Annotated in this window: 21 protein-coding genes; 10 read left to right on the top strand and 11 right to left on the bottom strand. The window is 67.6% G+C overall.

Annotated elements, in window-relative coordinates; genetic code table 11:
• Positions 1-7: 7 nt before the first annotated feature.
• Positions 8-553 carry a DUF4019 domain-containing protein gene (locus AC5P8D_RS08495; protein WP_143994054.1) on the bottom strand — a complete coding sequence of 182 codons (546 nt, stop codon included), beginning with the start codon at positions 551-553 and terminating at the stop codon, positions 8-10.
• A gap of 58 nt (positions 554-611) precedes the next feature.
• The gene (locus AC5P8D_RS08490) at positions 612-1,775 is read right to left on the bottom strand and encodes a COG3904 family protein (protein ID WP_010486407.1); all 1,164 of its coding nucleotides are present in this window, start codon (positions 1,773-1,775) and stop codon (positions 612-614) included.
• A 403-nt stretch (positions 1,776-2,178) separates the two neighbouring features.
• Between AC5P8D_RS08490 and AC5P8D_RS08485 the strand changes: the two genes are divergently transcribed.
• The 3 genes from AC5P8D_RS08485 to AC5P8D_RS08475 all read left to right on the top strand — a co-directional run bounded on the left by AC5P8D_RS08485 (position 2,179) and on the right by AC5P8D_RS08475 (position 5,895).
• Positions 2,179-3,657, top strand: a complete 1,479-nt coding sequence (locus AC5P8D_RS08485; RefSeq protein ID WP_049455656.1) for a DNA-3-methyladenine glycosylase 2 — start codon at positions 2,179-2,181, stop codon at positions 3,655-3,657.
• Positions 3,654-4,145: a methylated-DNA--[protein]-cysteine S-methyltransferase gene (locus tag AC5P8D_RS08480; RefSeq protein ID WP_049455655.1), complete on the top strand. Its 492-nt coding sequence runs from the start codon at positions 3,654-3,656 to the stop codon at positions 4,143-4,145. The genes AC5P8D_RS08485 and AC5P8D_RS08480 overlap by 4 nt, the downstream gene beginning before the upstream one ends.
• A gap of 499 nt (positions 4,146-4,644) precedes the next feature.
• Entirely contained in the window at positions 4,645-5,895 is a 1,251-nt protein-coding gene (locus tag AC5P8D_RS08475; RefSeq protein ID WP_329840726.1) for an alkaline phosphatase family protein, read from the top strand.
• Positions 5,896-6,024: 129 nt separating this feature from the next.
• Here the strand turns inward: AC5P8D_RS08475 and AC5P8D_RS08470 are convergent, their stop codons facing one another.
• Both AC5P8D_RS08470 and AC5P8D_RS08465 read right to left on the bottom strand, forming a co-directional pair.
• Entirely contained in the window at positions 6,025-6,204 is a 180-nt protein-coding gene (locus AC5P8D_RS08470; protein WP_010483110.1) for a 30S ribosomal protein THX, read from the bottom strand.
• 110 nt (positions 6,205-6,314) lie between these two features.
• On the bottom strand, positions 6,315-6,728 hold the full coding sequence (locus AC5P8D_RS08465) for a MerC domain-containing protein (protein WP_019338435.1): 414 nt from the start codon (positions 6,726-6,728) through the stop codon (positions 6,315-6,317).
• Between the two features lie 135 nt (positions 6,729-6,863).
• On the opposite strand from AC5P8D_RS08465, the gene AC5P8D_RS08460 reads away from it, so the two are divergent.
• From AC5P8D_RS08460 to AC5P8D_RS08445, 4 genes are all read left to right on the top strand, one after another.
• Positions 6,864-9,068, top strand: coding sequence for a TonB-dependent receptor (locus AC5P8D_RS08460; RefSeq protein ID WP_495203236.1), 2,205 nt, complete (start codon positions 6,864-6,866; stop codon positions 9,066-9,068).
• 163 nt (positions 9,069-9,231) lie between these two features.
• Positions 9,232-9,798: a TetR/AcrR family transcriptional regulator gene (locus AC5P8D_RS08455; protein ID WP_135272812.1), complete on the top strand. Its 567-nt coding sequence runs from the start codon at positions 9,232-9,234 to the stop codon at positions 9,796-9,798.
• A complete protein-coding gene (locus AC5P8D_RS08450; protein WP_495203235.1) occupies positions 9,798-11,471 on the top strand; it encodes an MFS transporter in 1,674 nt (557 codons plus the stop codon). The genes AC5P8D_RS08455 and AC5P8D_RS08450 overlap by 1 nt, the downstream gene beginning before the upstream one ends.
• Before the next feature lie 10 nt (positions 11,472-11,481).
• Positions 11,482-12,630 (top strand): HlyD family secretion protein, encoded by a 1,149-nt coding sequence (locus AC5P8D_RS08445; RefSeq protein WP_019659169.1) that lies wholly within the window; start codon positions 11,482-11,484, stop codon positions 12,628-12,630.
• Between the two features lie 70 nt (positions 12,631-12,700).
• Here the strand turns inward: AC5P8D_RS08445 and AC5P8D_RS08440 are convergent, their stop codons facing one another.
• The 7 genes from AC5P8D_RS08440 to creB form a co-directional block, all read right to left on the bottom strand.
• Positions 12,701-13,192: a Fur family transcriptional regulator gene (locus tag AC5P8D_RS08440; protein ID WP_004150412.1), complete on the bottom strand. Its 492-nt coding sequence runs from the start codon at positions 13,190-13,192 to the stop codon at positions 12,701-12,703.
• 34 nt (positions 13,193-13,226) lie between these two features.
• On the bottom strand, positions 13,227-14,630 hold the full coding sequence (gene gltX, locus AC5P8D_RS08435) for a glutamate--tRNA ligase (protein WP_010483126.1): 1,404 nt from the start codon (positions 14,628-14,630) through the stop codon (positions 13,227-13,229).
• Positions 14,631-14,722: 92 nt separating this feature from the next.
• The gene (locus AC5P8D_RS08430) at positions 14,723-16,315 is read right to left on the bottom strand and encodes a M28 family metallopeptidase (RefSeq protein WP_111189515.1); all 1,593 of its coding nucleotides are present in this window, start codon (positions 16,313-16,315) and stop codon (positions 14,723-14,725) included.
• 196 nt (positions 16,316-16,511) lie between these two features.
• Positions 16,512-16,922: a hypothetical protein gene (locus AC5P8D_RS08425; RefSeq protein WP_049482784.1), complete on the bottom strand. Its 411-nt coding sequence runs from the start codon at positions 16,920-16,922 to the stop codon at positions 16,512-16,514.
• Between the two features lie 10 nt (positions 16,923-16,932).
• Positions 16,933-18,252, bottom strand: coding sequence for a cell envelope integrity protein CreD (gene creD / locus AC5P8D_RS08420; protein ID WP_049455649.1), 1,320 nt, complete (start codon positions 18,250-18,252; stop codon positions 16,933-16,935).
• 81 nt (positions 18,253-18,333) lie between these two features.
• Positions 18,334-19,794 (bottom strand): two-component system sensor histidine kinase CreC, encoded by a 1,461-nt coding sequence (creC, locus tag AC5P8D_RS08415; RefSeq protein WP_329760806.1) that lies wholly within the window; start codon positions 19,792-19,794, stop codon positions 18,334-18,336.
• A gap of 3 nt (positions 19,795-19,797) precedes the next feature.
• Positions 19,798-20,523 (bottom strand): two-component system response regulator CreB, encoded by a 726-nt coding sequence (gene creB, locus AC5P8D_RS08410; protein WP_414614614.1) that lies wholly within the window; start codon positions 20,521-20,523, stop codon positions 19,798-19,800.
• Between the two features lie 35 nt (positions 20,524-20,558).
• On the opposite strand from creB, the gene AC5P8D_RS08405 reads away from it, so the two are divergent.
• The 3 genes from AC5P8D_RS08405 (at position 20,559) to mfd (ending at position 25,649) form a co-directional block, all read left to right on the top strand.
• On the top strand, positions 20,559-21,416 hold the full coding sequence (locus AC5P8D_RS08405; RefSeq protein WP_049482780.1) for a 23S rRNA (adenine(2030)-N(6))-methyltransferase RlmJ: 858 nt from the start codon (positions 20,559-20,561) through the stop codon (positions 21,414-21,416).
• A gap of 95 nt (positions 21,417-21,511) precedes the next feature.
• Entirely contained in the window at positions 21,512-22,057 is a 546-nt protein-coding gene (locus AC5P8D_RS08400; RefSeq protein WP_004150340.1) for a GNAT family N-acetyltransferase, read from the top strand.
• 127 nt (positions 22,058-22,184) lie between these two features.
• The gene (mfd, locus tag AC5P8D_RS08395; RefSeq protein ID WP_414614613.1) at positions 22,185-25,649 is read left to right on the top strand and encodes a transcription-repair coupling factor; all 3,465 of its coding nucleotides are present in this window, start codon (positions 22,185-22,187) and stop codon (positions 25,647-25,649) included.
• Positions 25,650-25,687: the final 38 nt, after the last annotated feature.

Below are 25,687 nucleotides of genomic sequence, written 5' to 3'. Positions count from 1 at the left end.
CATCTCCTCAGGGTGCCGACGCACGCAGGCTGTAACCGGCCAGGCGCCACACCTGGTCCTCGTCGAAACGGAACGAGACCAGCTCGCGCACCGGCTGCGCGCTGTTGGCGAAACGGGTCGGGAAGCTGACGTTGATGTACAACCCTTCCGGCACCGCAGCGCCGGCGCTGTACTTGACCCGGGTAATGGTCGGCTGGCCGCGGCCGGCCAACGCACCCAGGCGCGTGCGCTCGCTGGTCAACTGGCTGACGAAGGCGGCCTTCGGTACCGCACGTCGCGCGACGGCCGAAGCGCCGTCCCACAATTCGCCTGCGCGGTTGGCATCCACCAGCTGCGCCGCCTTCACTGCGGCCGCACCCATTTCCGCGTCCTGTTTCTGCACCTGCGCCTGCTGCGCGGCGGTCAACACCGGAGCGTCGGCGGTAGCCGGTTTTGCAGCCGCTGGCGAGGCCGGTGCCGGGCGCGCGGGTGCCGGGGCGGGCGTGGCCGGCGCAGGTGCCTGCGCCAATGCGGTCAGGGGCAGCAGGGACAGCAGCAGGAGCACGCGCTTCATGGACACCGCCGGTTCTCGGGAAAGAACCGCAGTCTACGCCAGCGCGGTGAGCTGTTCGTCAGCGCGCGTTGGCGCTGCCTTCCACCGTGGCGGCATCGGCCTGCGCGGCAGGCGTGCCGGAATCTGCCGGCGCCTGTTCGGCCACCGGCGGCGGCTCCGACGGTGCCGGCGGCAGCGTTGCCACGTCGATCTCCGACAGCGGGCTTTCTTCCGGGCACACTGCATCCGGGAAACCGAAGCGCTGCTTCAGTGCCTGGCCGCAGCTGTTGATCGATTCCATGTCGGCGCCTTCGCGCTTGCACTGCTGGTCGAAGGCGATCAGGAACGCGTCCTTGCGCTGCACGAAATCATCGCCGCAGGCCCGCATCTGCTTGATCCGTTCCAGATCGTCCTGCACCGCGTTGGTGCCATCCAGGCCGTACTGGCGCAGCTCGTCCGCGGTCAGCAGGCGCAGGCTGCGGTTGGGCACGGTCATCATCAGATCAGCCACGCCCACCGCCACGCCGTTGCGCTGCAGGTAGTCCTTTACGTTGTCGTAGACCTCGTGCAGCTCGCGGTTGAGTTCTGCGCGCGAGGTGGCCTTGGAGCTGATGCGCATCATGCGGTGGATGCCGACCTTGCCTGACAGCAGGCGGTTGTCACCGGCGGCCAGCACGAACACGCAGGCACTGTGGCAGATCGAGCCTTCGCGCACCCAGATGGTCCAGCCGGATTCACCGATACTGTCACCGGCGACGATCGCCGATTCCACCTGGCCCCCGCTGGAATCCAGGTCGAGGATGCGCTTGTGGATCTTCTGCTGGTCGGCAACCACGGCCAACCGCCACATCATCTCGGCGAAGCCCGGGTTGATCTTGCCGGCGTAGCGCACGCGCATCAGGCCACGTTCGGCGCAGGGCGCCAGCGCCTGGCTGATCTGCTCGCGCTGCAGGCCTTCCAGCTCGACACCGTCGCCCGCGTCACCGGCATATTCGGTGCTGCAGCTGACCCACGCACGCCCGTTCTCCAGCTGCGCCTGCGGCCACGGCCGATCCGCCCGGCTGCGCGGCGGCGCCGGCGGCGGTGGCGCATCGGCGGCGTTGATCGACACCATGTTCTCGCCATCACTGGCCGGTGCCCGCGCCGCCTTGTCGGCAGCGGTCACATTGCCCGGATTCTCCAGCTGACTGCAGCCCGCCAGGGCCAGGCACAACAGGGGCAACCAGCGGAGTTTGGCGGACATCGGGCAACCGGATTTCAAGGGAGCAAGGGCCACAGTCTACCCGTCCGGGGCGCGCATTCAGCGCGTGGTACTGAACCCCTTCTGACCCTTGGGAAAGCGTGTCGACCAAGGTCGACACCCACCAACAGCCTCAGGAACCTGTCGAAGGCGGGGTGGGTCCGGTTGCGGGAGTGTCCGCGGCATGGATGCCGCGGCCAAGCCCCCAAGGACGGGTTTACGGCGTCTCCCGCAACCGGGCCCACCCCGCCTCCCCACAGGAAACCAGCTTCTGCCGTTGCCGTCGCCGTTGCCGGCCAGCGGCCGGCACTACCGCGGGTGCCGGGCACAGCCCGACCTGACGCCCTTCAGCATCCATGTCCGAATGTGGCGAGTATCTCCACCCGCACACGCCTAGACTGGCGCCATGGATACCGCCCTCGCCCTCGACACCGCCGCCTGCGACCGCGCCCGCCTGGCCCGCGACGCACGCTTCGACGGCGTGTTCTTCACCGCCGTGCGCAGCACCGGCATCTACTGCCGCCCGGTGTGCCCGGCACCGCCACCGAAGCCGCGCAACATCACCTACTACCCGACCGCCGCTGCGGCCGCCGCCGCCGGCTACCGCCCGTGCCTGCGCTGTCGTCCCGAACTGGCGCCGCAGGCACAGCAGGCATTGGCTGGGCAGATCGTGCAGCGCGCCCTCGCCCTGATCCATGGCGGCTTCCTGCAGGAGCAGCCCGTTGCCGACCTCGCGCAGAAGATCGGCCTCAGCGCGCGCCAGCTGCAGCGCCTGTTCGTTGAACACCTGGGCGCGACGCCGGGGCAGATCCACGCCACCCATCGCCTGCTGCTGGCCAAGCAGCTGCTGACCGAGACCACGCTGCCGGTGACCGATGTTGCGCTGGCCGCCGGCTACAACAGCCTGCGCCGCTTCAATACCGCCTTCCTGCAGGGCTGCGGCATGGCACCGACGGCACTGCGTCGCCAGCATCAGCCGCCGGCCGCCGATGACGGCGGCCTGGTACTGCGCCTGGTGTACCGTCCACCGCTGGATTTCCCGCGCATGCTGGCCTTCCTGCGCAAGCGCAGCCTGCCCGGCATCGAACTGATCGGCGAAGACAGCTACCAGCGCGTGCTCGGCACACCCGAGCGCCCCACCCTGCTGCGCGTCACCGCCGACCCGAAACGCCCGGAACTGCGCCTGCAGCTGGGCGCGGTCGATCCGCGCCTGATCCCCGACATCGTGCGCCGCGTGCGTCGCGTGTTCGATCTGGATGCCGACCTGCAGCAGGTGCATGCCGCGCTGGGCGAGGAACCGCTGCTGGCGCGAGGCATCGCCGAACGTCCCGGTCTGCGCGTGCCCGGTGGCTGGGATGGCTTCGAGGTGGGCGTACGCGCCGTGCTCGGACAGCAGGTCAGCGTGGCCGCGGCCACCACCTTCGCGCGGCGCCTGGTCGATGCCTATGGCGCACACCTGCCGGGCATGCCATCGGAATTCGATCGCCAGTTCCCCGCGCCCGAGGTACTGGCTGAGGCGCCGCTGGAATCGATCGGCCTGCCGCGCACCCGCGCCGCCACCGTGCGTGCGCTGGCCGCTGCCTGCGCCAGCGGCCAGCTCGACTTCGGGCCCGGTCAGGCATTGGAGGAATTCGTTGCGCGCTGCGTGGCACTGCCCGGCATCGGCCCGTGGACCGCGCAGTACATCGCGCTGCGCGGACTTGGCCAGCCCGATGCCTTCCCCGCCGGTGACCTGGTGCTGCAGCAGGTCCTCGGCCACGCCCAAGGCCAGCGCCTGAGCGAGCGTGCGACCGAAGCCCGCTCGCAACCGTGGCGCCCGTGGCGCGCCTATGCCGTGCTGCATCTGTGGCACCTGTCCGGCACCTTCGTTGGAGAACCGACATGACCCTGTTGTTCGATCGTTTCGACAGCCCGATCGGCGTGTTGACCATCGCCGGTGACGAGCGTGGCCTGTCGCATGTGCTGTTCCCGGAAAACCGCCATCCGGCACGCGGCCGCGAAGACTGGCACTACGCCCCGGATGCACTGCCGGAAGCACGCGATCAGCTGCTGCAGTTCCTTCACGGCGAGCGCAACCAGTTCGACCTGCAGCTTGCGCCACGTGGCACCCCGTTCCAGCTGCGCGTGTGGCAGGCGCTGGCGCTGATCCCGTTCGGCCAGACCTGGAGCTACCTGCAGCTGGCGCAGCACCTGGGCCAACCCAGCGCGACCCGCGCGGTGGGTGCGGCCAACGGCCGCAATCCGCTCCCGATCATCCTGCCCTGCCATCGTGTGATCGGCAGCAACGGCGCGCTGACCGGTTTCGGCGGCGGACTGCAAACCAAGGCCGCGCTGTTGCGGCTGGAACAACGCCAGGCACCGCTGTTCGCCTGAGAGGGCTGGCCGGGCTGCGCCCGGCACCCGCAGAGGCTAGAGCAACAGCAACAGCGGGCTTCCTGCGGGGAGGCAGGGTGGGTCCAGTTGCAGGGGACGCTGCAAGTACGTCCCTGTAAGCTCGGTCGCCGCTTGCTCGTGTGCGCTGTCCTGCGCACACGGCAAGACCGGGGTTGGGCGTCCTGCCCAACCCGCCCGAGGCATGCCTCGGGCCCATGGCGCTCACGCCCCTGCAACCGGCCCCACCCCGCCTTCGACAGGTTTCGGCGATCTGTCCGAACGTCATTCTGCGCAACTGCTGGTAGGTGTCGACCTTGGTCGACACGGTAGATCCACGCCATGCGTGGATGGAAGCGTCTGTAAGCTGTCTGGAGAAAAGCCCCGTTCTTGTTGAAGGGGGCGCGCCGACAGGTGCGGGGATAAGGAAAAATGCGCGGACACGGCGCGCGATAGTGCGCCGTGTCTTGGGCGCGTCATTACCTCGCACTATGATGGACGGATGACTTCCGTACGCCTGACCTGCGCGCTGGCGCTGCTGCTGCCATTGGCCGCCTGCACCACCGCGCCCACCCCTTCCGCCTCTGTTCCCACCCCTGTTGCAACGGCTGCACCGCCGAAGCTGCTGCTGATCTCGATCGACGGCCTGCGCGCCGATGCGCTGGATCGCGGCCTGACACCGAATCTGCAGCGACTGATCGACGGCGGGGTACGCGCGCGCTGGATGACGCCTTCGTACCCGTCGCTGACCTTCCCCAACCACTACACCATCGTCACCGGCCTGCGCCCGGACCACCACGGCGTCGTCAACAACAGCATGGACGATGCAACCCTGGGCCGTTTCGAACTGAGCAACCGCGACGCGGTCACTACCAGCGGCTGGTGGGGTGGCGAACCGATCTGGGTCGGCGCCGAGAACGTCGGCGTGCGCACCGCCACCACCTCGTGGCCGGGCAGCGAGTCGGAAATCCGTGGCGTGCGCCCCAGCCAGTGGCGCGTCTACGATGGCAAGGAACCACTGGAGCAGCGCGCCGGCATCGTGCTCGACTGGCTGGCGCAGACCGATGCCGATGCACCGCGCCTGACCACGCTTTACATGGAACACGTGGACAAGGCAGGCCACAACTACGGCCCCGAGTCGAAACAGTACGCCGACGCCATCGTGCGCGCCGACCAGATCGTCGGCCAGGTGCTCGATGGACTGCAACAGCGCGGCCTGGTCGCGACCACCAACATCATCGTGGTCTCTGACCACGGCATGGCCAGTGTCGCCGACGGCCACGTGATCGCCACCGAATCAATGGCCGATCCGGCCATCGCGCGCAATGTCAGCCAGGGCCAGTCGGTAGGTTTTGCGCCGGTCGCGGGCCGCGAAGCGGAAGCGGAACGCGCCCTGCTCGGCCGCCATACGCACTACGAGTGCTGGAAGAAGGAGAACCTGCCGGCGCGCTGGCACTACGGCACGCATCCGCGGGTTCCGGCCATCGTCTGTGCCATGGATGAAGGCTGGGACGCCCTTCACCAGGAGAAGATCGCCAAGCGCGCCAGGCAGGATCGAGGCTCGCATGGCTACGACAACGCCCTGCCCTCCATGCGCGCCGTGTTCGTGGCCAGCGGTCCGTCGTTCCGCCAGGGCCTGGTGATCGATGGCTTCGACAATGTCGACGTCTACCCGCTGCTGGCGCACCTGCTGCAGGTGCCGGCCGCGCCGAACGACGGCAATCCGGAAACGCTGAAGAACACCCTGCGCTGATCCGGTTGTAGAGCCAGCCCACGCTCGGCTGCATTGCGCCAGCCGAGCATGGGCTCGGCTCTACAAAAACGTGCATAAAAAAACGCGGCGCCAGGCGCCGCGTTTTTCGTTGAACCGGTCTGGGCCGGATCAGGCCTTGGCGACGGTCTTCTTCGCCACAGCCTTCTTCGCCGGAGCCTTGGCCACGGTCTTCTTGGCAACCGGAGCGGCGGCGCCTACGGCGACCTTGCTCGCGGTGTGCGAACGGGCGTTGCCGTAGCTGGCGTTGTAGCGCTTGCCCTTGGCGGTCTTGCGGTCACCCTTACCCATGTCTTCAACTCCTCAAATGTGAAATCTGGTTACCCCGTACTGACACGGGTTCGGCGGGGCCGCCTTGCTGGGCGCCCCCGCGCACGATCGAAAATCCTACCATGGAGCGCCTAGTGCGCGCAGCTGGCGTCGTGCACGTGACCGTGGTTGAGGCGCAGGTTGACCAGATGGGCCACACCCACCAGCAGGCCGCCGACGGTCATCACTACCGCGTGCGGCACCGCATTGTGGTGCAACGGGTCGTACAGCACGCCGGCCCACAACGCCACCAGGCCGGGAATCAGGAAGCCCAGCGCACGCAGCGCACCGTGGCGACGGTAGCCCCAGACCAGGCTGAACAGCCCCAGCAGGGTCACGAACACCACCAGCGCCTGTTCCACGCCGTCGCTCAGCCAGAACGACAGGCCCAACGAGGGCGCTGCGGCCAGCAGCACCGGAATCACCGCGCAATGCACCGCGCACAGCATCGAACCAGTGGCGCCGAAACGGTCGAGCAGGTGGCGCAGGCGTGAGGACAGGGACATGACTTCCAGCAGGGTCGGCGAATCGTTATGGAATAATATAACATCCCTTCCCGACCCGCACGGTTTCCCTCCCCCTGTCCCGCTGACGGGATGCGTGCGCCCAGCGATTGATACAGTGTAACAAAGGACCCACCGATGCCCGCCCGTACCCCGCGGTTGAAGCCGCATTCCCTCGCCCTGGCCCTGACCGCCCTGCTTCCGACCGTTGCCTTCGCCGCCAGCGAAGACGATTCCCATCGTGACCGCCACCTGACTGAACTGTCGTCGGTGCAGGTCACCGCGTCGCCGCTGCAGGGCGACGCAGAATCGCTGGCACGCCCGGTGGAGGTTCTGGCCGGTGAACGCCTGGACGAGCAGAAGGCCGGCACCCTCGGCGATACCGTGGCCAAGCTGCCCGGCGTACAGAGCACCTTCTTCGGTCCCGGCGTCGGCCGCCCGATCATCCGCGGCCAGGAAGGCCCGCGCGTGGCCGTGCTGTCCAACGGCATGGGCAACATGGATGCATCCACCGTCAGCGCCGACCATGCCACCAGCATCGAGCCGTTCCTGGCCGACCAGATCGAAGTGCTGAAGGGTCCGGCCACGCTGCTGTTCGGCAGCGGCGCCATCGGTGGTGCGGTCAATGTGGTCGATGGCCGCATCGCGCGCGAACTGCCGGAGCGCCCGCTGAGCGGCCGCGCAGAACTGCGCGGCAATTCGGTGAACAACGAACGCAGCGGCATGTTCCGCCTCGACGGCGTCAGCGGCAATGTCGTGCTGCACGTGGATGGCCTGGTCCGCAATGGCGACGACTACCGCATCCCCGGTTATGCAGTGATCGACAGCCTTGAAGATCATCATGACCACGATCACGACCATGACGCGGCCGAGGGTGAAGAGCCGCGTCGCGGCCGCCTGGACAACAGCTCGATCCGCACCCGCGCCGGTGGCGTCGGCGCAACGTGGCTGGGCGACGGCGGCTACTTCGGCGTATCGGCCAGCACCTACCGCACCAACTACGGTATTCCCAATGGCGCGCACGTGCACGCCGATGGTGAAGATCATGGCCATGACCACGGTCACGACCATGGCGATGAAGAAGAAGGCGGCGACGAGCACGACGTGCGCATCGACATGGTGCAGAACCGCTTCGAGACCAAGGCCGGCATCTACGACCCGGTCTCGTTCCTGAAGAACATCAACGCACGCGTGGCCTACACCGACTACGAACACGTGGAGCTGGAAGCCGGCACGCCGTCCACCCGCTTCACCAACCGTGGCATCGAAGCGCGTCTGGAAGCCGTACAGCAGCAGATCGGTGGCTGGGACGGTGCCTTCGGCCTGCAGTTTGGCAACAGTGATTTCGGCGCCAAGGGCGAAGAGGCGTTCGTGCCGGATACCGGCACGAAGAACATCGGCCTGTTCGTACTGCAGGAAAAGCAGTTCGGCCCGTTCAAGCTGGAACTGGGCGGCCGCCACGACCAGGTCAAGCTGGACCCGACCGGTGACTACCGCCGCCGTACGTTCGGTGCCACCAACCTGTCTGCCGCCGGTATCTGGAAGCTCAACGACGCCGTTGACCTGCGCATCGGCGTGGACAGCTCCGAGCGTGCACCGACCAACGAAGAGCTGTATGCCGCCGGCGCACACATCGCCACCCGCTCGCTGGAAACCGGCGACGCCAACCTGAAGACCGAGCGCGGCCAGCGCGTGGAACTGGGCATCCACACCCACAGCGAGCGCCTGGACTTCTCCGCGTCGGTCTACCAGACCAGGTTCAAGGACTTCATCTACCTGGCCGACACCGGTGTTACCGAAGGCCTGCCGGTCCGCGCCTGGACCCAGCAGGACGCGGTGTTCCGCGGCGCCGAGGCCGAAGCGCTGGTGCACCTGTTCGAGGGTGGCGCCGGTGACTGGGATCTGCGCCTGTTCGGTGACTACGTGAAGGCCAAGCTGGATGGCAGCGGCAGCCGCAACCTCGACATCGCCGTGCCGCACGGCGACCACAACCACAATTACAACGTGGAACTGGCCAACACCGGCTACCTGCCGCGTATCGCCCCGGCCCGCGTCGGTGCCGACCTGCGCTGGTCGAAGGACGGCTGGCGCGCCTCGGTCGGTGCGGTGCGCTACAGCCGCCAGAAGGACGTCGCGCAGAACGAAGCACCGAGCGACGGCTACACCCTGGTCGATGCGCACCTGGCCTACCGCTGGGATCGCAACGCCAGCAACAGCTACGAAGTCTTCCTGGATGGCAGCAACCTGACCAACCGCGAAGTGCGTCCGCATACCTCGCTGCTGCGCGACTACTCGCCGCTGCCGGGCCGTGGTGTCGCATTCGGCATCCGCGCGTTCTTCTGATCGCGTAAGGCGGGGTCGGATCCCACGGGGGCCTTCGGGCCCCCGTTTTCATTTCGATCCGCACCATCACGCACTCGTCACAAAGATGTGCGTACCACAACAAGCGGACAATCCCGTCACTCAAAGTCTCGCCAATCGGACATTTTTGTCCGAACATAATTCCATGACTGCCCAACGTGCCGATGCTGCTGCCCGCCGTGCCCTCATCCTCGACGCCGCCGATCATGTGTTCGGCCAACACGGTGTCACCGCCCCGCTGGACCTGGTGGTCGAACGCGCCCAGGTGGGCCGCGCCACCCTGTACCGCAACTTTCCCGACCGCACCGCGCTGATCCAGGCGCTGCTGCAGCGCACGGTTGATCGCATCCGGCGCCAGGTCGAACAGCTCGGCGACCGCGACGACGCCCTGTTCGAGGTGTTCGAGGGCATGGCCCAGCGCATCATCGATTCGCCGGCACTGGCCGATTACTGGCGTGCGGTCGATTCGGACGTGCCGGCCATGCGCACCGCGCGCGAGACCGTGCGCGACCTGCTGGAAGCACCGATTGAGCGTGCCAAGGCGGCCGGCCTGTGCCGGGCCGACCTGGAAAAGACGGACATTTCACTGATCTCGGGCATGCTGGGCGCGGCCCTGCGCGGCAAGACCCGCGACGAGCGCGCCCACCTGGCCGGGCGCGCCCTGCAGCTGCTGCGCGGGGGTCTCCAGGGAGCAACCAGCGAGGCCCGCTGATGGTCCAGCCGTATCTGAAGCCGGTTCCGGATTGGGAGGAGCACGAGAAGCCGACCATGCCCGGTTCGGCTTCGATGCCCTGGCACCCACCGTACCGTCGGATGGCCTATGCACTGGTATCGCTGCTGGTGGCGATCACCGGCGGCCTCGGCAATGCGCTGGTCACCGCCAACCTGCCGTTCCTGCAGGGCCAACTGGCACTGACCCCGACCCAGAGCAGCTGGCTGGTGGCCGCGTATGCGATGGTCAATGTCACCGCCAACCTGCTGGCCTTCAAGTTCCGCCAGCAGTACGGCATCCGCCTGTTCGCCGAGATCGGGCTGGGCCTGTATGCGGCGCTGGCGGTACTGCACCTGTTCGTCGGCAGCTTCGAGACCACGATGCTGACCCGCGCCGCCAGCGGCTTCGCGGGTGCGGCCTGTTCGACACTGGGCACGCTGTACATGCTGCAGGCGCTGCCGCGTCGCTTCACCGGCAATCTGCTGGTCGTCGGTGTCGGCCTCTCGCAGCTGGCGGTGCCGATCGCCTGGATCGTGTCGCCGGGCCTGGTCGATACCGGCCAGTGGCACCAGCTCTACTCGTTTGAGGCCGGGCTGGCACTGTGCGCGTTCGCGGCGGTGGTGGTGCTGAAGCTGCCGCCCGGCATCCAGGTGAAGGCATTCGAGCCGCTGGACTTCCTCACGTTCGCCCTGCTCGCACCGGCCGTCGCCCTGCTGGTGATCGTGCTGGCGCAGGGCTACACCCGCTGGTGGCTCAACACGCCATGGCTGGGCTGGGCTCTGGTCGCCTCGATCGCGCTGTCCACCACCGCCTTCATCATCGAGCACTACCGGCGCAATCCGCTGCTGCAGATCCGCTGGCTGTCGAAGCTGCCGGTACTGCACTTCATCGTCGGTGCGTTCCTGATCCGATTCCTCACCACCGAGCAGTCCTACGGCGTGATCAACCTGATGCGCACGCTGGGCATGGGGCCTGACCAGATGCGCCCGCTGTTCGTAGTGATCCTGGCGGGCGTGGTCACCGGCATCGCCGGTGCATCGCTGACCTTCGGCCCGAAGCGGCTGATCCCCCAGCTGCTGATGGCGATCCTGCTGCTGGGCGCCGCCGCGTTCTTCGACCAGCACCGCACCAGCCTGGACCGGCCACACGATTTCTACGCCAGCCAGTTCCTGGCCTCGGTCGGTGCCGGTATGTTCATGGGCCCGCTGATCATGCTCGGCATCTCTGCCGCGTTGAAACAGGGCGTGGATCACATGATCACCTTCCTGGTGACGCTGTCGATCACCCAGACGCTGGGTGGCTTGGCCGGCTCGGCGGTGCTGGGCACCTTCCAGCTGCATCGCGAGCAGTTGTACTCCAGCGCATTGACCAGCCAGCTCGACCCGGCCGACCCGGTGGTGGCACAACGCCTGCGCATCCAGCAGCAGCTGTACAGCGCACAGATCACCGACCCGGTGCTGCGCAGTGCGCAGGGCAGCGCGCAGCTGGCGCAGACCACTCGCCGCGAAGCCAACGTGCGTGGATTCAATGATGTGTTCACATTGAGCGGTTGGCTGGCCATCGGCTTCCTGTGCTGGTTGCTGCTGCTGTCGCTGCGCACCGCGGTGCTCAAGCAATGGCGCAAGCGCCACCCCACTTCCCCCGCTGCGGCCACGCCGGCCGCGCCCCGCTGAGTCCTCCGCCATGCCTCCCGTCCCGCCCCGACCCGACGACAACGTGACCCCTCCGCCGCCGACCGACGCGGCACCTGCGCCCACGCCCGTTGAGCCGGCGGTCGCGCCGAAGTACCTCAAGCCCAGCGCGCGCAGTGTAGTGGTGATGGTGGTGGTCGCCCTGCTGGGCATTGCGCTGATCCTGCGCGCCTGGCACCTGTGGCCATTCACCAGCAGCGTGATGGTGACCGACAACGCCTATGTACGCGGGCAGATCACGGTGATGGCGCCGCAGGTGAACGGCTACGTGACCGAAGTGCTGGTGAAGGACTTCCAGCACGTGAAGCAGGGCGAGCCGCTGCTGCGCATCGATGACCGCATCTACGCGCAGCGCGTCGCCCAGGCGCAGGCGACGCTGGACAGCGCACGCGCGGCGTTGGCCAACTCGGACCAGTCGCAGGCGCAGAACCGTGCGCAGATCGCCTCCGCACACGCCACGTTGTCGGCCGGCCAGGCGGAGCTGCAACGCTCACGCAACGAGCTGAAGCGCTACGAGGAGCTGGCCGCGCAGCAACTGGTGTCAGTCAACGACCGCGACAAGTTCCGCACCACCCAGGCGTCGGCACAGGCCAGCGTCCAGCAGTCACAGGCGCAGATCCGCATTGCCGAGGAAACCCTGGTATCGACCCAGGTGGCGCGCAAGAGCCTGGAGGCGCAGGTGGAGAGCGCGCAGGCGCAGCTGGAACTGGCCCGCATCGATCTGGCCAACACGGTGATCCACGCACCGCGCGACGGCCAGATCAGCGAGGCCAGCGTGCGCGTGGGCCAGTACGTCGCTGCCGGTTCGCAGCTGCTGTTCCTGGTACCTGACACGTTGTGGGTGGTGGCCAACTACAAGGAAGGCCAGACCTGGGGCATGGCGATCGGCCAGCCGGCCACGTTCTCGGTGGACGCGTTCCAGGGGCAGGTGCTGCGGGGCCGCGTGCAGGAGATCGCGCCGGCTACCGGCTCGGAATTCAGCGTGCTGCGCCCGGACAATGCCAGCGGCAACTTCACCAAGGTGGTGCAGCGGCTGCCGGTACGGATTTCGATCAACGAGGGCCAGAAGCTGGCGGCACAACTGCGGCCCGGCATGTCGGTGATCGTGCGGGTGGATACCGCAAGCAAGCCGATGGACTAGCGTTTGTCATGAAACGGGGGTCAGATCCCTTTTGCCAAGGCAAAAGGGATCTGACCCCAGGACCCATTGCTCAGCCCGCGCAGCGCGCGCAGAGGCCGTGCACTTCCAGAGTCTGCGCCTGCGGCTGGAAACCCAGCTCCTTGGCGCGCTTCTCCAGCTGGGTGACGATTTCGCGGTCTTCCAGCTCCACCGCGCTGTGGCAGCTGTTGCAGATCAGGAACGGCACCGAATGCGCGGCGCTGCTGGGATGGTGGCAGGCCACGAAGGCATTGACCGACTCCAGCTTGTGCACGAAGCCATTGGCCATCAGGAAATCCAGCGCGCGGTACACGGTGGGCGGGGCATCAGCGCCCACGCCCTTGCCGTTGCGCACCCATTCCAGCAGCTCGTAGGCCTTGACCGGCTTGCCGGCCTCGGCGATCAGCTTCAGCACATTGGCGCGGATCGGGGTCAGGCGCAGCCCGCGTTCGCGCGAGACGCGCTCGACCACCGCCACAAAATCCGATGCATCGTGGACGTGGTGGTGCGGGGCCGTACAGGCAGTGGCGGTCTTGGCGGGCATGCGTGTTCTCCGGTTCGGGCCTGGCAAGGATGCCTCAGGCCGTTGCTACCTTGGTGATGGCCACATCAATGCGTTTCAAGGCCTGCTCGCGGCCGGCCAGGTACACGGTATGGGAAATGTCAGGGCTGACCTGGGTGCCGGTGATCGCCACGCGCAGCGGCTGGGCGACCTTGCCCATGCCGATCTCCAGCGCGGCGGCGACGTCGTGCAGGGCCACGCCCACCGACTCGGCGGTCCATTCCGGCAGGGCTGCCAGCAGCTCGCGGGCCTTGCCCAGCGCCACCTCGGCACCGGCCTTGAAGTGCTTGGCCACCGCCGCTTCGTCGTACTCGGTCAGCGGCTGGTACCAGATCACGGCCTTTTCGGCCATTTCCTTCAGGGTCTGCACGCGCTCACGCAGGGCGATCACCACGTCCTCCGGGGCCGGGCCGGCGGCCACGTCCAGGCCCAGCTTCTGCAGCTGGTAGACCAGGTGCGGCACGATGGCGGCCACGTCCTCGGTCTTCAGGAAATGCTGGTTGACCCAGCCCAGCTTGGCCATGTCCAGGCGCGAGGCCTTGGAATTGCAGTCCTTCACGTCGAACAGGTCAATCAGTTCCTGGCGGCTGAACAGCTCCTGGTCACCGTGCGACCAGCCCAGCCGGGCCAGGTAGCTCAGCAGCGCATCGGGCAGGTAGCCGGCGTCCTTGTACTGCATCACGTCGGCCGCGCCGGTGCGCTTGGACAGCTTGGCCCCCTGCTCGTCCAGGATCATCGGCATGTGGCCGAACTTCGGCACCGGCGCACCGATGCCTTCGTACAGGTTGATCTGGCGCGGGGTGTTGTTGATGTGGTCGTCACCGCGGATGACCTCGGTGATGCCCATGTCCCAGTCGTCCACCACCACCGCGAAGTTGTAGGTGGGGTAGCCGTCCGGACGGAAGATGACCATGTCATCCAGCTCGCTGTTGGCGATCTCGATGCGGCCCTTGATCAGGTCGTCGAACACCACCGTACCTTCCAGCGGGTTCTTGAAGCGGATGACGCGGTTCGGGTCGTCCCTGTACGGCAGGCCCAGTTCGCGTGCAGCGCCGTTGTAACGCGGCTTTTCCTGCCTGGCCATGGCGGCCTCGCGCATCGCATCCAGCTCTTCGCGGGTTTCGTAGGCGTAGTACGCCTTGCCGTCGGCGATCAGCTGCTCGGCCACTTCCTGGTAACGGGCGACGCGGTCGGTCTGGTAGATCGGGCCCTCGTCGTAGTCCAGGCCCAGCCACTCCATCGCCTCCAGGATGGCGTCGATCGCGCCCTGGGTGCTGCGTTCACGATCGGTGTCCTCGATGCGCAGCACGAACTCGCCGCCACGGTGGCGGGCCTCCAGCCAGCAGTACAGCGCAGTGCGGGCACCACCGATGTGCAGGTAGCCGGTGGGACTGGGGGCGAAGCGGGTGCGGCAGGTCATGGACGGCTCGAGGAACGGGAATCCCCCGATTTTACCACCAGCCCCGGAAAGGCAAGGAGGGGCGGACGCATCCCGCCCTCCCGCCAGGTTTTTCAGGGCTGCGGTTCAGCCTTGCGCGGGAACGACTGCTCGCGCATCGCCGCGTTGTAGGCGAACGAGGCGACGATGGCCGCGGCCTGCTTCAGGTCTTCCGGTTCGGCGTGGTCCCAGGTATCCAGGTGGCTGTGGTGGACGTTGGTGAAGTAGTCCAGCCGGTCCTGGATGAACTGGAAGCCCGGAAGGCCGATGCGGTCGAAGCTGATGTGGTCGGTACTGCCGGTGTTGCGGGTGGCCACGGTGGTGGCGCCCACGTCATGGAACGGCGCCAGCCAGGCTTCGAAGATCGGCATCGCCGCCAGGTTTTCCTGCGCGTAGATGCCCCGGAAGCGGCCCGAGCCGTTGTCCATGTTGAAGTAGACCTGGAACTTGCTGTAGTCGCGGGTCTTCTGCAATGCACCGGTCGGCTCGCGCAGCGAGGCCGGCAGCGCCTTCTGGGCCGGGTCGGTGGGTTCCGGGAAACGACCGAAGTGCTTGGCCACATAGGCCTGCGAGCCGATCAGGCCCTGCTCCTCACCGCTCCACAACGCCACGCGGATGGTGCGCTTCGGCTTGGCGCCGGTGGCCTTGAGGATGCGCATCGCCTCCATCATCACCGCCACGCCGGCCGCGTTGTCAGCCGCGCCGGTGCCGCTGTGCCAGGAATCCAGGTGAGCGCCGATCATCACCACTTCGTCGGGCCTGCTGCTGCCGCGGATCTCGGCCAGCGTGTTGTAGCCGGGCTGGTCAGCCTCGTCGGTGAAGCGCGCGGCTACATCCACGCGCAGGCGTACCGGCTGCTTGGCATCCAGCGCGCGCACCAGCGGATTGAAGTGCTCGGCGATCATCGCCAGTTCCGGGATGCCCACCGATTCGCCGGCCTTGCGCGAACCGCCGCCGGCGACGCGGATGATGCCGTTGTCCCAGCTGCTGATGCTGATCGCGGCCAGCGCGCCCTCTTCGACGAAGAAGGCGTTGACCTTGGCGGCCAGCTCCTGGCGTTCCTTGTATTCCTTCACCCGCTTGGCCCGCTCGGCGGCGACGTCCTTGGGCAGGGTGAATTCCTGCAGGCCCTCCAGCGAGGTGGCGTCATGCCGGTGCGAGTCCGGCTCGGTGCCGCGCTTGTACTCGCGCGCCTCGCCCAGCAGCAGGATCTTGCCGCGCAGCTTGCCGCGATACTTTTCGATGTCCTCGGGCTTCTTGATCTCCACGTGCACCAGCTCGCCCTCAACCGGTCCCTTGGTGCCTGGCGTCCAGGCCTTGGGCAGCGCATGCAGCGGCTGCACGCGGTCACCCAGCATTTCCACGCTGGCCGAGGTGAACTCCCAGCCACGGCCGAAGTCATCGAAGGCTTCGTCGTGCACGTTGTCCAGCTTCCATTCGCTGAACTTGCCGCGGGTCCACGCGTTGGCGCGGCCCATCGCCGGCGAATTGGTCAGGCGCGGGCCGATGCGTTCGGTGAGGTAGCTGAAGGTATCCATCACCTGCGAACGGTGGAAGGCCTCCTGGCGGATGCGGCTGACCATGTCCAGGTCCACCGACTCGCGCTGCTGCGCCATTGCATTGCCACCCATCGCCAGCGCTACGGCCAGCACGCCCCACTTCAACACATCGCACCCCTGCCCTTCGGCTCGATCATCAACCCATCGAGTCTAGCCAGCAGGGGCGCGCCGATACCGTCCCATCGGTCATGGGCAGGAGCATGCGAACCAAGGTTCGCACCCACAGGTGACCGGTCAGCTCGCACCCACCAGAGGGCTGGGTTCCCGCCAGTAGATCCACGCCCTGCGTGGATGAACAACCCGATCACCCACTCCACCCCAACCACAACTGCGCCCGCTCCGGCAGCAACAACAACCAATGCCGCCGATCGATGCTGCTGCAGCCATACACCGACGCGTGTGCCGGCCAGTCATCCGGCAGGCCGCCGATGCCGATCTCGGCCAGCGCCTCCGCCCCGGCCTTCCATGGCCGGTAGCGCGGCACCCGGCCGGCCACCGCGCCGCGTCCCTGCCGCGCGTCCTGCAGCCAGCGCAGTCCCTGCCCCTGCAATCCCTCGCAGGTCACCGCAGCCAGCTGGAAGCGGACCAGGCCGGGGGCGATCCGTGCCCCCGGCAGGGCCGCCAGCACGCCATGTGCCTGCAGCAGTGCGTCCACTTCCAGCAGGGCCGGAATGCCCTGCCGTGCCCGTTGCCGCAATCCCTGGCGCCAGCCCATGACGTACTCCTTACTTCAGTTCCGCGCCAAGCGCGTACCAGTCGACCCGGCGCGTCACCCACATCGCCAGCGCCAGGATCACGAACAGCAGCAGCGACCCCATCAGCAGCGCGTTGTTCTCCGACACCAGCAGGCCATACAGCGCGCCGTACAGCACGGTCAGCAGCGCAGCGAAGCCGAGACCGCGCTTCCAATGGCCCAGCACGTTGGCCAGGTACACCGCCTGCAGGCCGATACAGGCCACCGCCGATACCAGGTAGGCCTTCCAGAACGCGATGTGCTCGGACAGGCTGATCAGCAACAGGAAGAAGATCGCCAACGCCAGGCCCACCATCAGGTACTGCAGCGGGTGGATGCGCAGCGACTTGATCAGTTCGAACAGGATGAAGCCGACGAAGGTGAGCAGCACGAACAGCACGCCGTACTTCGAGGCGCGATCGGCCTGGGTGTAAGCATCGACTGGATCGACCAGCGATACCGTCACCGCCTGCGAATCGACCGAACCGTCATTGCGCAGCTGTCGCTGTGCGTCGGAGGCCAGCGAGGACACGGCCCAGCGCGCATCGAAACCCTGTGCATCAACGCGTCGCTCATTGGGCAGGAACGCCCCGCTGAACGACGGGTGCGGCCAGCTCGAACGCAGCGCGATATGCGTATCGTCGCCCACCGGCACCACCGACAGCATGCGGCTGCCGTCCAGGCGCAGTTCCAGCTCCACGGTGCTGGCGGCCAGCGTGCCGCCGTGGTCTTCGGCAAACCCGGTCACCGGTGCATGCAGACCGCGGCCGACTTCGCTGGCAGCGCCCACGCCGGGCAGCAGCCGCAGCTGCTTGCCATCCACGCGCAGATTCGGCGTACCGACCAGGCCACGCACATCGGAAATGCCCACGGCTACATACGGCTGGCCGTAACTGCGGCCGGCCTTCACCGGATAGTCGTCTTCGGCGAACGTCGCCTTCATCTGGCCGTTCCAGCTGTAGACCGGCACCTTGAACAGCCCGACCTCACGCTGGCTCGGCAGCATCTCACCGCCCACCTCCAGCGACGCCGGCATCTGCAACCAGTGCCCCTCGGTGACCTGCACCTCGGTCTTCTTGACGCCCAGCGGATCGACCAGTTCAACCTGCTTGCGCTCCACCCACGGCACCACCCGCACCGGCCCGACCAGCTGCTGCGCACCGGCGCGGCTGTCGGCCACCCGCGAGAAGGCCTCATCGCGGTACGCACTGCGTTCGTTGATGACCCCGCGGATCATCGTCAGCGGAACCAGCAGCAGCAGGATCAGCCCGCCGACAATGGCGAACCGCAGCAGCATCTTCAGGGATTTCATGGTCCATCCTCGTTGGAGAGGGCTGCAGGATGGACCGCTGCAGTGAGCAGGGTTTGTGGCGAATTTGAAGCGAATGTGAAGTCAGCGGCGGGGACGCTGGCCCGGTGTACCCAGCGGCAACCACAGGCTGGCCACGGTACCGCCGCCGTCGCGGGCATCGACGCTGGCGCGGCCATCATGCAGGCGCGCGACCTCCTGCACGAACGGCAGGCCCAGGCCGGAACTGCGCCGCCCGCTGCCGGGGCGGGCCAGCGAATAGAAGCGCTCGAACACCCGCTCACGCGCGTAGTCGGGAATGCCGGCGCCACGGTCGGCCACCTGCAGGCGCACGCCCTGCCCGTCCACCTCGGCCTGCAGCGCGATCTCCGCGCCAGCCGGCGAGAAGGCAATCGCGTTGTCGATCAGGTTGTGCAGTGCCTGCCGCAGCAGGTAGCCGTCGCCCTGCACCTGCAGGTCGGGCACGCTGCCGATGCGGACCTGCACGCCCGCCGCTTGTGCGCGCACCTGCGCGGCAGCGGCCGCATCGGCCAGCAATGCCGGCAGCGCGATCCGGTCGCGGGTCTGCAGCCAGCCGTGCTGTTCCACTTCAGCCAGTGCCAGCAGCTTGTCGATGGTCTCGGTCAGCCGCTCCTGCTGGTCGACAATGCTGTGCGCGAAATGCACGCGATCGGCTTCGGGCAGCGGCTCCTGCAGCAGCTCGGCGGCACCGCGGATGGCCGCCAGCGGGCTCTTCATCTCATGCGTCAGCGACTGCACGTACTGCTCGACGTAGGCCTTGCCTTCCAGCTTGCGGCGCATGGTTTCCAGCGCCTGGCCGAGATCGCCGATCTCGTCGCGGCGGCGGCGCGGCGGCGGCACCGGTTCGCCGGCGCTGACCGCACGCGCATAGCGGCTGAGCTGGCCCAGGCCGGTGGTCAGCCACATCGTCACCAGCACACCGACCAGCGCCGACAAGCCGATCAGCCAGGCCCCGCGCTCGATGATGGCGCGCTGGCTGGCGGCGATGAACGGATCGATGCTGCGGTTGGGCTGCGCCAGGCTGAGCACGCCGATGAGGGTGCGCCCATCGGCCGGGTCATATACGGGCGCCGCCACATGCATCACCGTGTCGCCCTCTTCGCCGGCAATCTCGGGACTGGAACGCGCGCCGTACTCACCTCGCAGGGTGCGATAGACATCATTCCAGCGCGAGTTGTCGCGCCCCAGGTCGCGGCCCAGCGAGTCGTAGATGACGATGCCCTTGGCATCGGTGATGGTCACCCGGTAATCCAGCGAGCGCTTCGGGAAGCGCCAGACCATCGCCTTCAGGTCGCGCTGGCGTGCCTTGGCGAGGTTGCGGGTGAAGCTGCCGCTGCGGATGGTGCCGGCCTTGACGTCGGCGGCGGCCATTTCGGCCAGCACGTTGGCCGCATCGACCAGGGTCGATTCCATCGCCTGGCGCACACCGGGCTTCACCTCGTTGACGAACACGCGCATCACGAAGAACGCCGCGATGCCGGTGATCAGGAAGAAGCCCAGGAACAGCTTCAGTACCAGGCGCATCGGCTAGACCTCCAGCGCGTAGCCAAGACCACGGTGGGTACGGATCGGGTCGTCGCTGGCACCGGCCGCGCGCAGCTTGGCGCGCAGCGTCTTTACATGCGTATCAACGGTGCGGTCGGCGCTGTCGGCGCTGCTGTCCCAGCCACGGTCCATCAGCTGGGCACGGCTGAGGATGGCGCCCGGGCGCAGCAGCAGCGCTTCCAGCAGCGCGTACTCGTAGCGGGTCAGGTCCAGTGCCTGGCCACGGAAGCGGATGCGCCGGCCTTCGCGGTCGATGGCAAAGGCGCCATGTTCCTGCCAGCCCGCATCGGCGCCGGGTGCTGCCACGACCGGTGCCACGCGGCGCAGGCGCGCACGCACCCGTGCCACCAGCTCGCGCGGCGAGAACGGCTTGGTCATGTAGTCGTCGGCGCCCAGCTCCAGGCCGAGCACCCGGTCCACTTCGTCGTTGCGGGCGGTCAGGAAGATCACCGGCAGCTGCGCCGACGGCCCGGGCTGCGCGCGCAGCCGCCGGCACACCTCGAAGCCGCCCAGGTCGGGCAGGCCCACGTCCAGCACCACCACATCGATATCGCCGGCCTGCAGCCGTTGCAGGGCCTCGCCGCCCAGCAGGCAGTGGCTGGCGGCATAGCCCTCGCTGCGCAGCGCATAGAGCACGGTTTCGGCGATGGCGGCTTCGTCCTCGACCACCAGGACATGGGCAACAGGAGCTGTCATGGCGCGCAGCATAGCCGCTGCGGCCGCCGCCCCGTACACTGCCGCCCATGAACTATCGCCACGCCTTCCATGCCGGCAACCATGCCGACGTGCTCAAACACATCGTGCAGCTGGCCCTGATCGACAGCTTCAAGCGCAAGGACAGCCCGTTCTTCGTGCTCGACACCCACGGCGGTGCCGGCCGCTACCTGCTGGCCAGCGAAGAGAGCCGCAAGACCCTGGAGGCCGAATCCGGAATCATGCGGCTGATGGCCCAGCCCAAGCTGCCGGAGGTGGTCGAGCGCTACCTGAAGGCGGTACAGGCCGACAACCCGGTCGGCGCGCTGACCAATTATCCGGGTTCGCCGCTGCTGAGCGCACAGGCGATGCGTGCGCAGGACCGCATGGCGGTCTGTGAGCTGCAGGAAGCCGAAACGGCCACGTTGAAGGCCCTGTTCGCCCATGACAGCCGCGTCGATGTGCGCTCTGGCGATGGCTATGCGCTGCTGCGCTCGCTGCTGCCGCCGAAGTTCAACGGCAGCAAGATCGGCCGTGGCCTGGTCCTGATCGACCCGCCCTACGAAGCCCAGGATGCCGAGTACCAGGCGGTGCTGGCCGCCCTGGCCGAAACCCTGGCGCGCTGGCCGCAGGCCACGTGTGCCGTCTGGTTCCCGATCAAGCAGCGCCGCACCATCCTGCATTTCCTGCGCAAGGCCACCGCCCTGCCGGTGAAATCGGCGATGACGATCGAGTTCCTGGTGCGCCCGGACGACTCGCCGCTGCGCCTCAACGGCAGTGGCATGCTGCTGCTCAACCCGCCCTGGCAGTTCGACCGGGTGGTCGGCCCGGCCCTGCCGGCGCTGCGCCAGCACCTGGGCGAACCGGGGGCCAGCACCCGCCTGGATTGGCTCAAAGCATCCGAATAACGGCCTTCACGAGGCTGTACCGCCGTGAGCCTTCCGTTCACGGAATGCAGCCCCGGTGATGCCACAATCGATGGACCACCAAGGAATCACCCGGTATGGCCACTCGCAACCGCATGCCGCCCTGGCATGAGATCTTCAAGGCTCCCAGCGGCCACGAGCTGCTGATCCGCCCCATCCGCCCGGAAGATGGCGCACCGCTGCAAGCGGCGTTCAGCCTGTTCGGACCGGAAGAAATCCGTGATCGTTTCCTGCAGGCGGTGACTGAGCTGTCGCCGGAAACCACCCAGCGCCTGACCCACCCGAATCCCAAGACCGAGATCACCCTGGTCGCTGCCGAATCCCTGCCTGCTGGCGAAGCAGTGGTCGGTGCGGTCGCCCGGGCCTCGATCATCCCCGGTACCCGTGAAGCCGAGTACGCGATCCTGATCAGCCGCTTCCTGATCGGCCAGGGCCTGGGCCGGCAGCTGATGCGCAAGCTGGTGAAGTGGGGCCGCGGCAAGTACCTGGACCGCCTGTACGGCGACGTTGCCGCCGAGAACGAGCCGATGAAGCAGCTGGCCGCCTCGCTGGGCTTCAAGCCGGTGCCGCACCCGACCGGTGCCGAAGGCCTGGTGCGGATGGTGCTGGAGCTGGACAACTGAAGGTAGCGCCGGGCCATGCCCGGCGACGTTGATTCAACCGCTGCGCTCGCCGGGCTTGGCCCGGCGCTACACCCGCTCACGTCACGATCATGGGCCCGGCAGGGGCTTCTGCTAAAATCCGGGGTCCATGTCGCGTACCTCATACCCCGCCCCGCCGCTGCCGCGTGCCGGCCAGCTCCGCGCCTGGTGGCGCGCCCCCGCCTCGCCGACCGCCCTGGCCTGGTATCTGGCCCAGGCCGCGCGCGCGCACGACGCGCCGCTGCTGGTGATCGCCCGTGACAACCACGGTGCCAACCAGCTCGAAGCCGACCTGCAGACCCTGCTCGGCGGCGACCCGGCCCTGCCGGTGGTCGCCTTCCCGGACTGGGAAACCCTGCCCTACGACCGCTTCAGCCCGCATCCGGACATCATCTCGCAGCGTTTGTCCGCCCTGCACCGCCTGCCCACGCTGAAGCGCGGCCTGGTGATCGTGCCGGTGCAGACCCTGCTGCAGCAGCTGGCCCCGCGCAGCTATGTGATCGGTGGCAGCTTCGACCTGAAGGTCGGCCAGCGCCTGGATCTGGAGGCCGAGAAGCGCCGCCTGGAAAGTGCCGGCTATCGCAACGTGCCGCAGGTGATGGACCCCGGCGACTTCGCCGTGCGCGGCGGCCTGCTCGACGTGTTCCCGATGGGTTCCGACGAGCCACTGCGGGTGGAACTGCTGGACGAGGACATCGATTCGATCCGTGCGTTCGATCCGGAAAGCCAGCGTTCTCTGGACAAGGTCGAGTCCGTGCACATGCTGCCCGGCCGCGAAGTGCCGATGGACGAGGCCAGCATCGCCCGCGTGCTGGCCGCGCTGCGCGAGCGTTTCGATGTGGATACCCGGCGCAGTTCGCTGTACCAGGATCTGAAGTCCGGGCTGGCCCCGGCCGGCGTCGAGTACTACCTGCCGCTGTTCTTCGAACGCACCGCCACCCTGTTCGACTACCTGCCCGACGGCAGCCTGCCGGTGGTCTGCGCCGGTGCGTATGAAGCGTCCGTCGCGTTCTGGGCGCAGACCGGTGAGCGCTACGAACAACGCCGCCACGACGTCGAACGGCCGCTGCTGCCGCCGTCGGCGCTGTACCTGTCGCCGGAGCTGCTGCGCGAGCGCCTGAACGATGCCCCGCGCATCGAGGTGTGGTCGGCTGACCACGCGCGCATCGCCGATGCCCATGCGCTGGGTGACCAGCCGCTGCCGCCGCTGCCGGTGGCCGCACGCGAGGCCCCCGCAGGCGACGCGCTGAAATCCTTCCTCGGCCACTATCCGGGCCGGGTGCTGATCGCCGCCGATTCGCCCGGGCGTCGCGAGGCCCTGCTGGAAGTGCTGCAGGCCGCCGAGCTGAAGCCGCCGGTGGTGGCCGACCTGCCCAGCTTCCTCGCCGACGATGCGCGCTTTGCGATCGCCGTGGCGCCGCTGGAGGATGGCTTCGCGCTGGACGATCCGCGCATCGCGGTGCTGACCGAGCGCCAGCTGTTCCCCGAGCGCGCCGGCAGCACCCGGCGCACGCGCCGTGCCGGCCGCGAGCCGGAAGCGATCATCCGCGACCTCGGTGAACTGACCGAGGGCGCGCCGATCGTGCACGAGGATCATGGCGTCGGCCGCTATCGTGGCCTGATCGCGATGGACGTCGGCGGCATGCCCGGCGAGTTCCTCGAAATCGAATATGCCAAGGGCGACCGCCTGTATGTGCCGGTCGCCCAGCTGCACCTGATCAGCCGCTATTCTGGTGCGTCGGCGGAAACCGCGCCGCTGCATTCGCTCGGTGGCGAGCAGTGGAGCAAGGCCAAGCGCAAGGCCGCCGAGAAAGTACGCGACGTTGCTGCCGAGCTGCTGGAGATCCAGGCCCGCCGCCAGGCGCGTGCCGGCCTGGCACTGCAGGTCGACCGCGCGATGTACGAGCCGTTCGCGGCCGGTTTCCCGTTCGAGGAGACCCCGGACCAGCTGGCCGCGATCGATGCGACCCTGCGCGACCTGGCCAGCAGCCAGCCGATGGACCGCGTGGTCTGCGGCGACGTCGGCTTCGGCAAGACCGAGGTGGCGGTGCGCGCCGCGTTCGCCGCCGCCAGTGCCGGCAAGCAGGTGGCCGTGCTGGTGCCGACCACGCTGCTGGCCGAACAGCACTACCGCAACTTCCGCGACCGCTTCGCCGATTACCCGCTGAAGGTCGAGGTGCTGTCGCGCTTCAAGACCAGCAAGGAAATCAAGGCCGAACTGGAAAAGGTCGCTGCCGGCACCATCGACGTCATCGTCGGCACCCATCGCCTGCTGCAGCCGGACGTGAAGTTCAAGGACCTGGGCATGGTCATCGTCGACGAGGAACAGCGTTTTGGCGTACGCCAGAAGGAAGCGCTGAAGGCGCTGCGCGCCAACGTGCACCTGCTGACCCTGACCGCCACGCCGATTCCGCGCACGCTCAACATGGCCATGGCCGGCCTGCGCGACCTGTCGATCATCGCCACGCCGCCGCCGAACCGGCTGGCGGTGCAGACCTTCATCACCCAGTGGGACAACGCGCTGCTGCGTGAGGCCTTCCAGCGCGAGCTCGCGCGCGGTGGCCAGCTGTACTTCCTGCACAACGACGTGGAAAGCATCGGCCGCATGCAGCGCGAGCTGTCCGAGCTGGTGCCGGAGGCACGCATCGGCATCGCCCACGGGCAGATGCCCGAGCGCGAACTGGAAAAGGTGATGCTGGATTTCCAGAAGCAGCGTTTCAACGTGCTGCTGTCGACCACGATCATCGAATCGGGCATCGACATCCCCAACGCCAACACCATCATCATCAACCGTGCCGACCGTTTCGGCCTGGCCCAGCTGCACCAGCTGCGCGGCCGCGTCGGTCGTTCGCACCACCGTGCCTACGCCTACCTGATCACCCCCGACCGTCGCGCGATCACACCCGACGCCGAGAAGCGCCTGGAAGCGATCGCCTCGATGGACGAGCTGGGCGCCGGCTTCACCCTGGCCACGCACGATCTGGAAATCCGCGGCGCCGGTGAACTGCTTGGCGAGGACCAGAGCGGGCAGATGGCCGAGGTCGGCTTCAGCCTCTATACCGAGCTGCTGGAACGCGCGGTACGCAGCATCAAGCAGGGCAAGCTGCCCGACCTGGATGCCGGTGAAGAAGTGCGCGGTGCCGAGGTCGAGCTGCATGTGCCGGCGCTGATCCCGGAAGACTACCTGCCGGACGTGCACACGCGCCTGACCCTGTACAAGCGTATTTCCAGCGCGCGCGACACCGATGCGCTGCGCGAGCTGCAGGTGGAGATGATCGACCGCTTCGGCCTGCTGCCGGATGCGGCCAAGCACCTGTTCGCCATCGCCGAGCTGAAGCTCAAGGCCAACACGCTGGGCATCCGCAAGCTGGACCTGGGCGAGAACGGTGGCCGCATCGTGTTCGAGTCCAAGCCGAACATCGATCCAATGGCGGTGATCCAGCTGATCCAGAAACAACCGAACCTCTACGCCATGGAAGGGCCCGACAAGCTGCGCATCAAGCACCCGCTGCCGTTGCCGGAAGACCGCTTCAATGCGGCCCGTGCCCTTCTGACCACCCTCGCCCCGGGTTGATCGCCCCCCCGAACACCCCGCACCGGTCCCCACCCGGT

This window comes from Stenotrophomonas sp. YJH_SMC_101-4 (assembly GCF_059370395.1).
The sequence above is the reverse complement of the archived record's forward strand: the minus strand, read 5'-3'. Positions and strand labels throughout refer to the sequence as shown.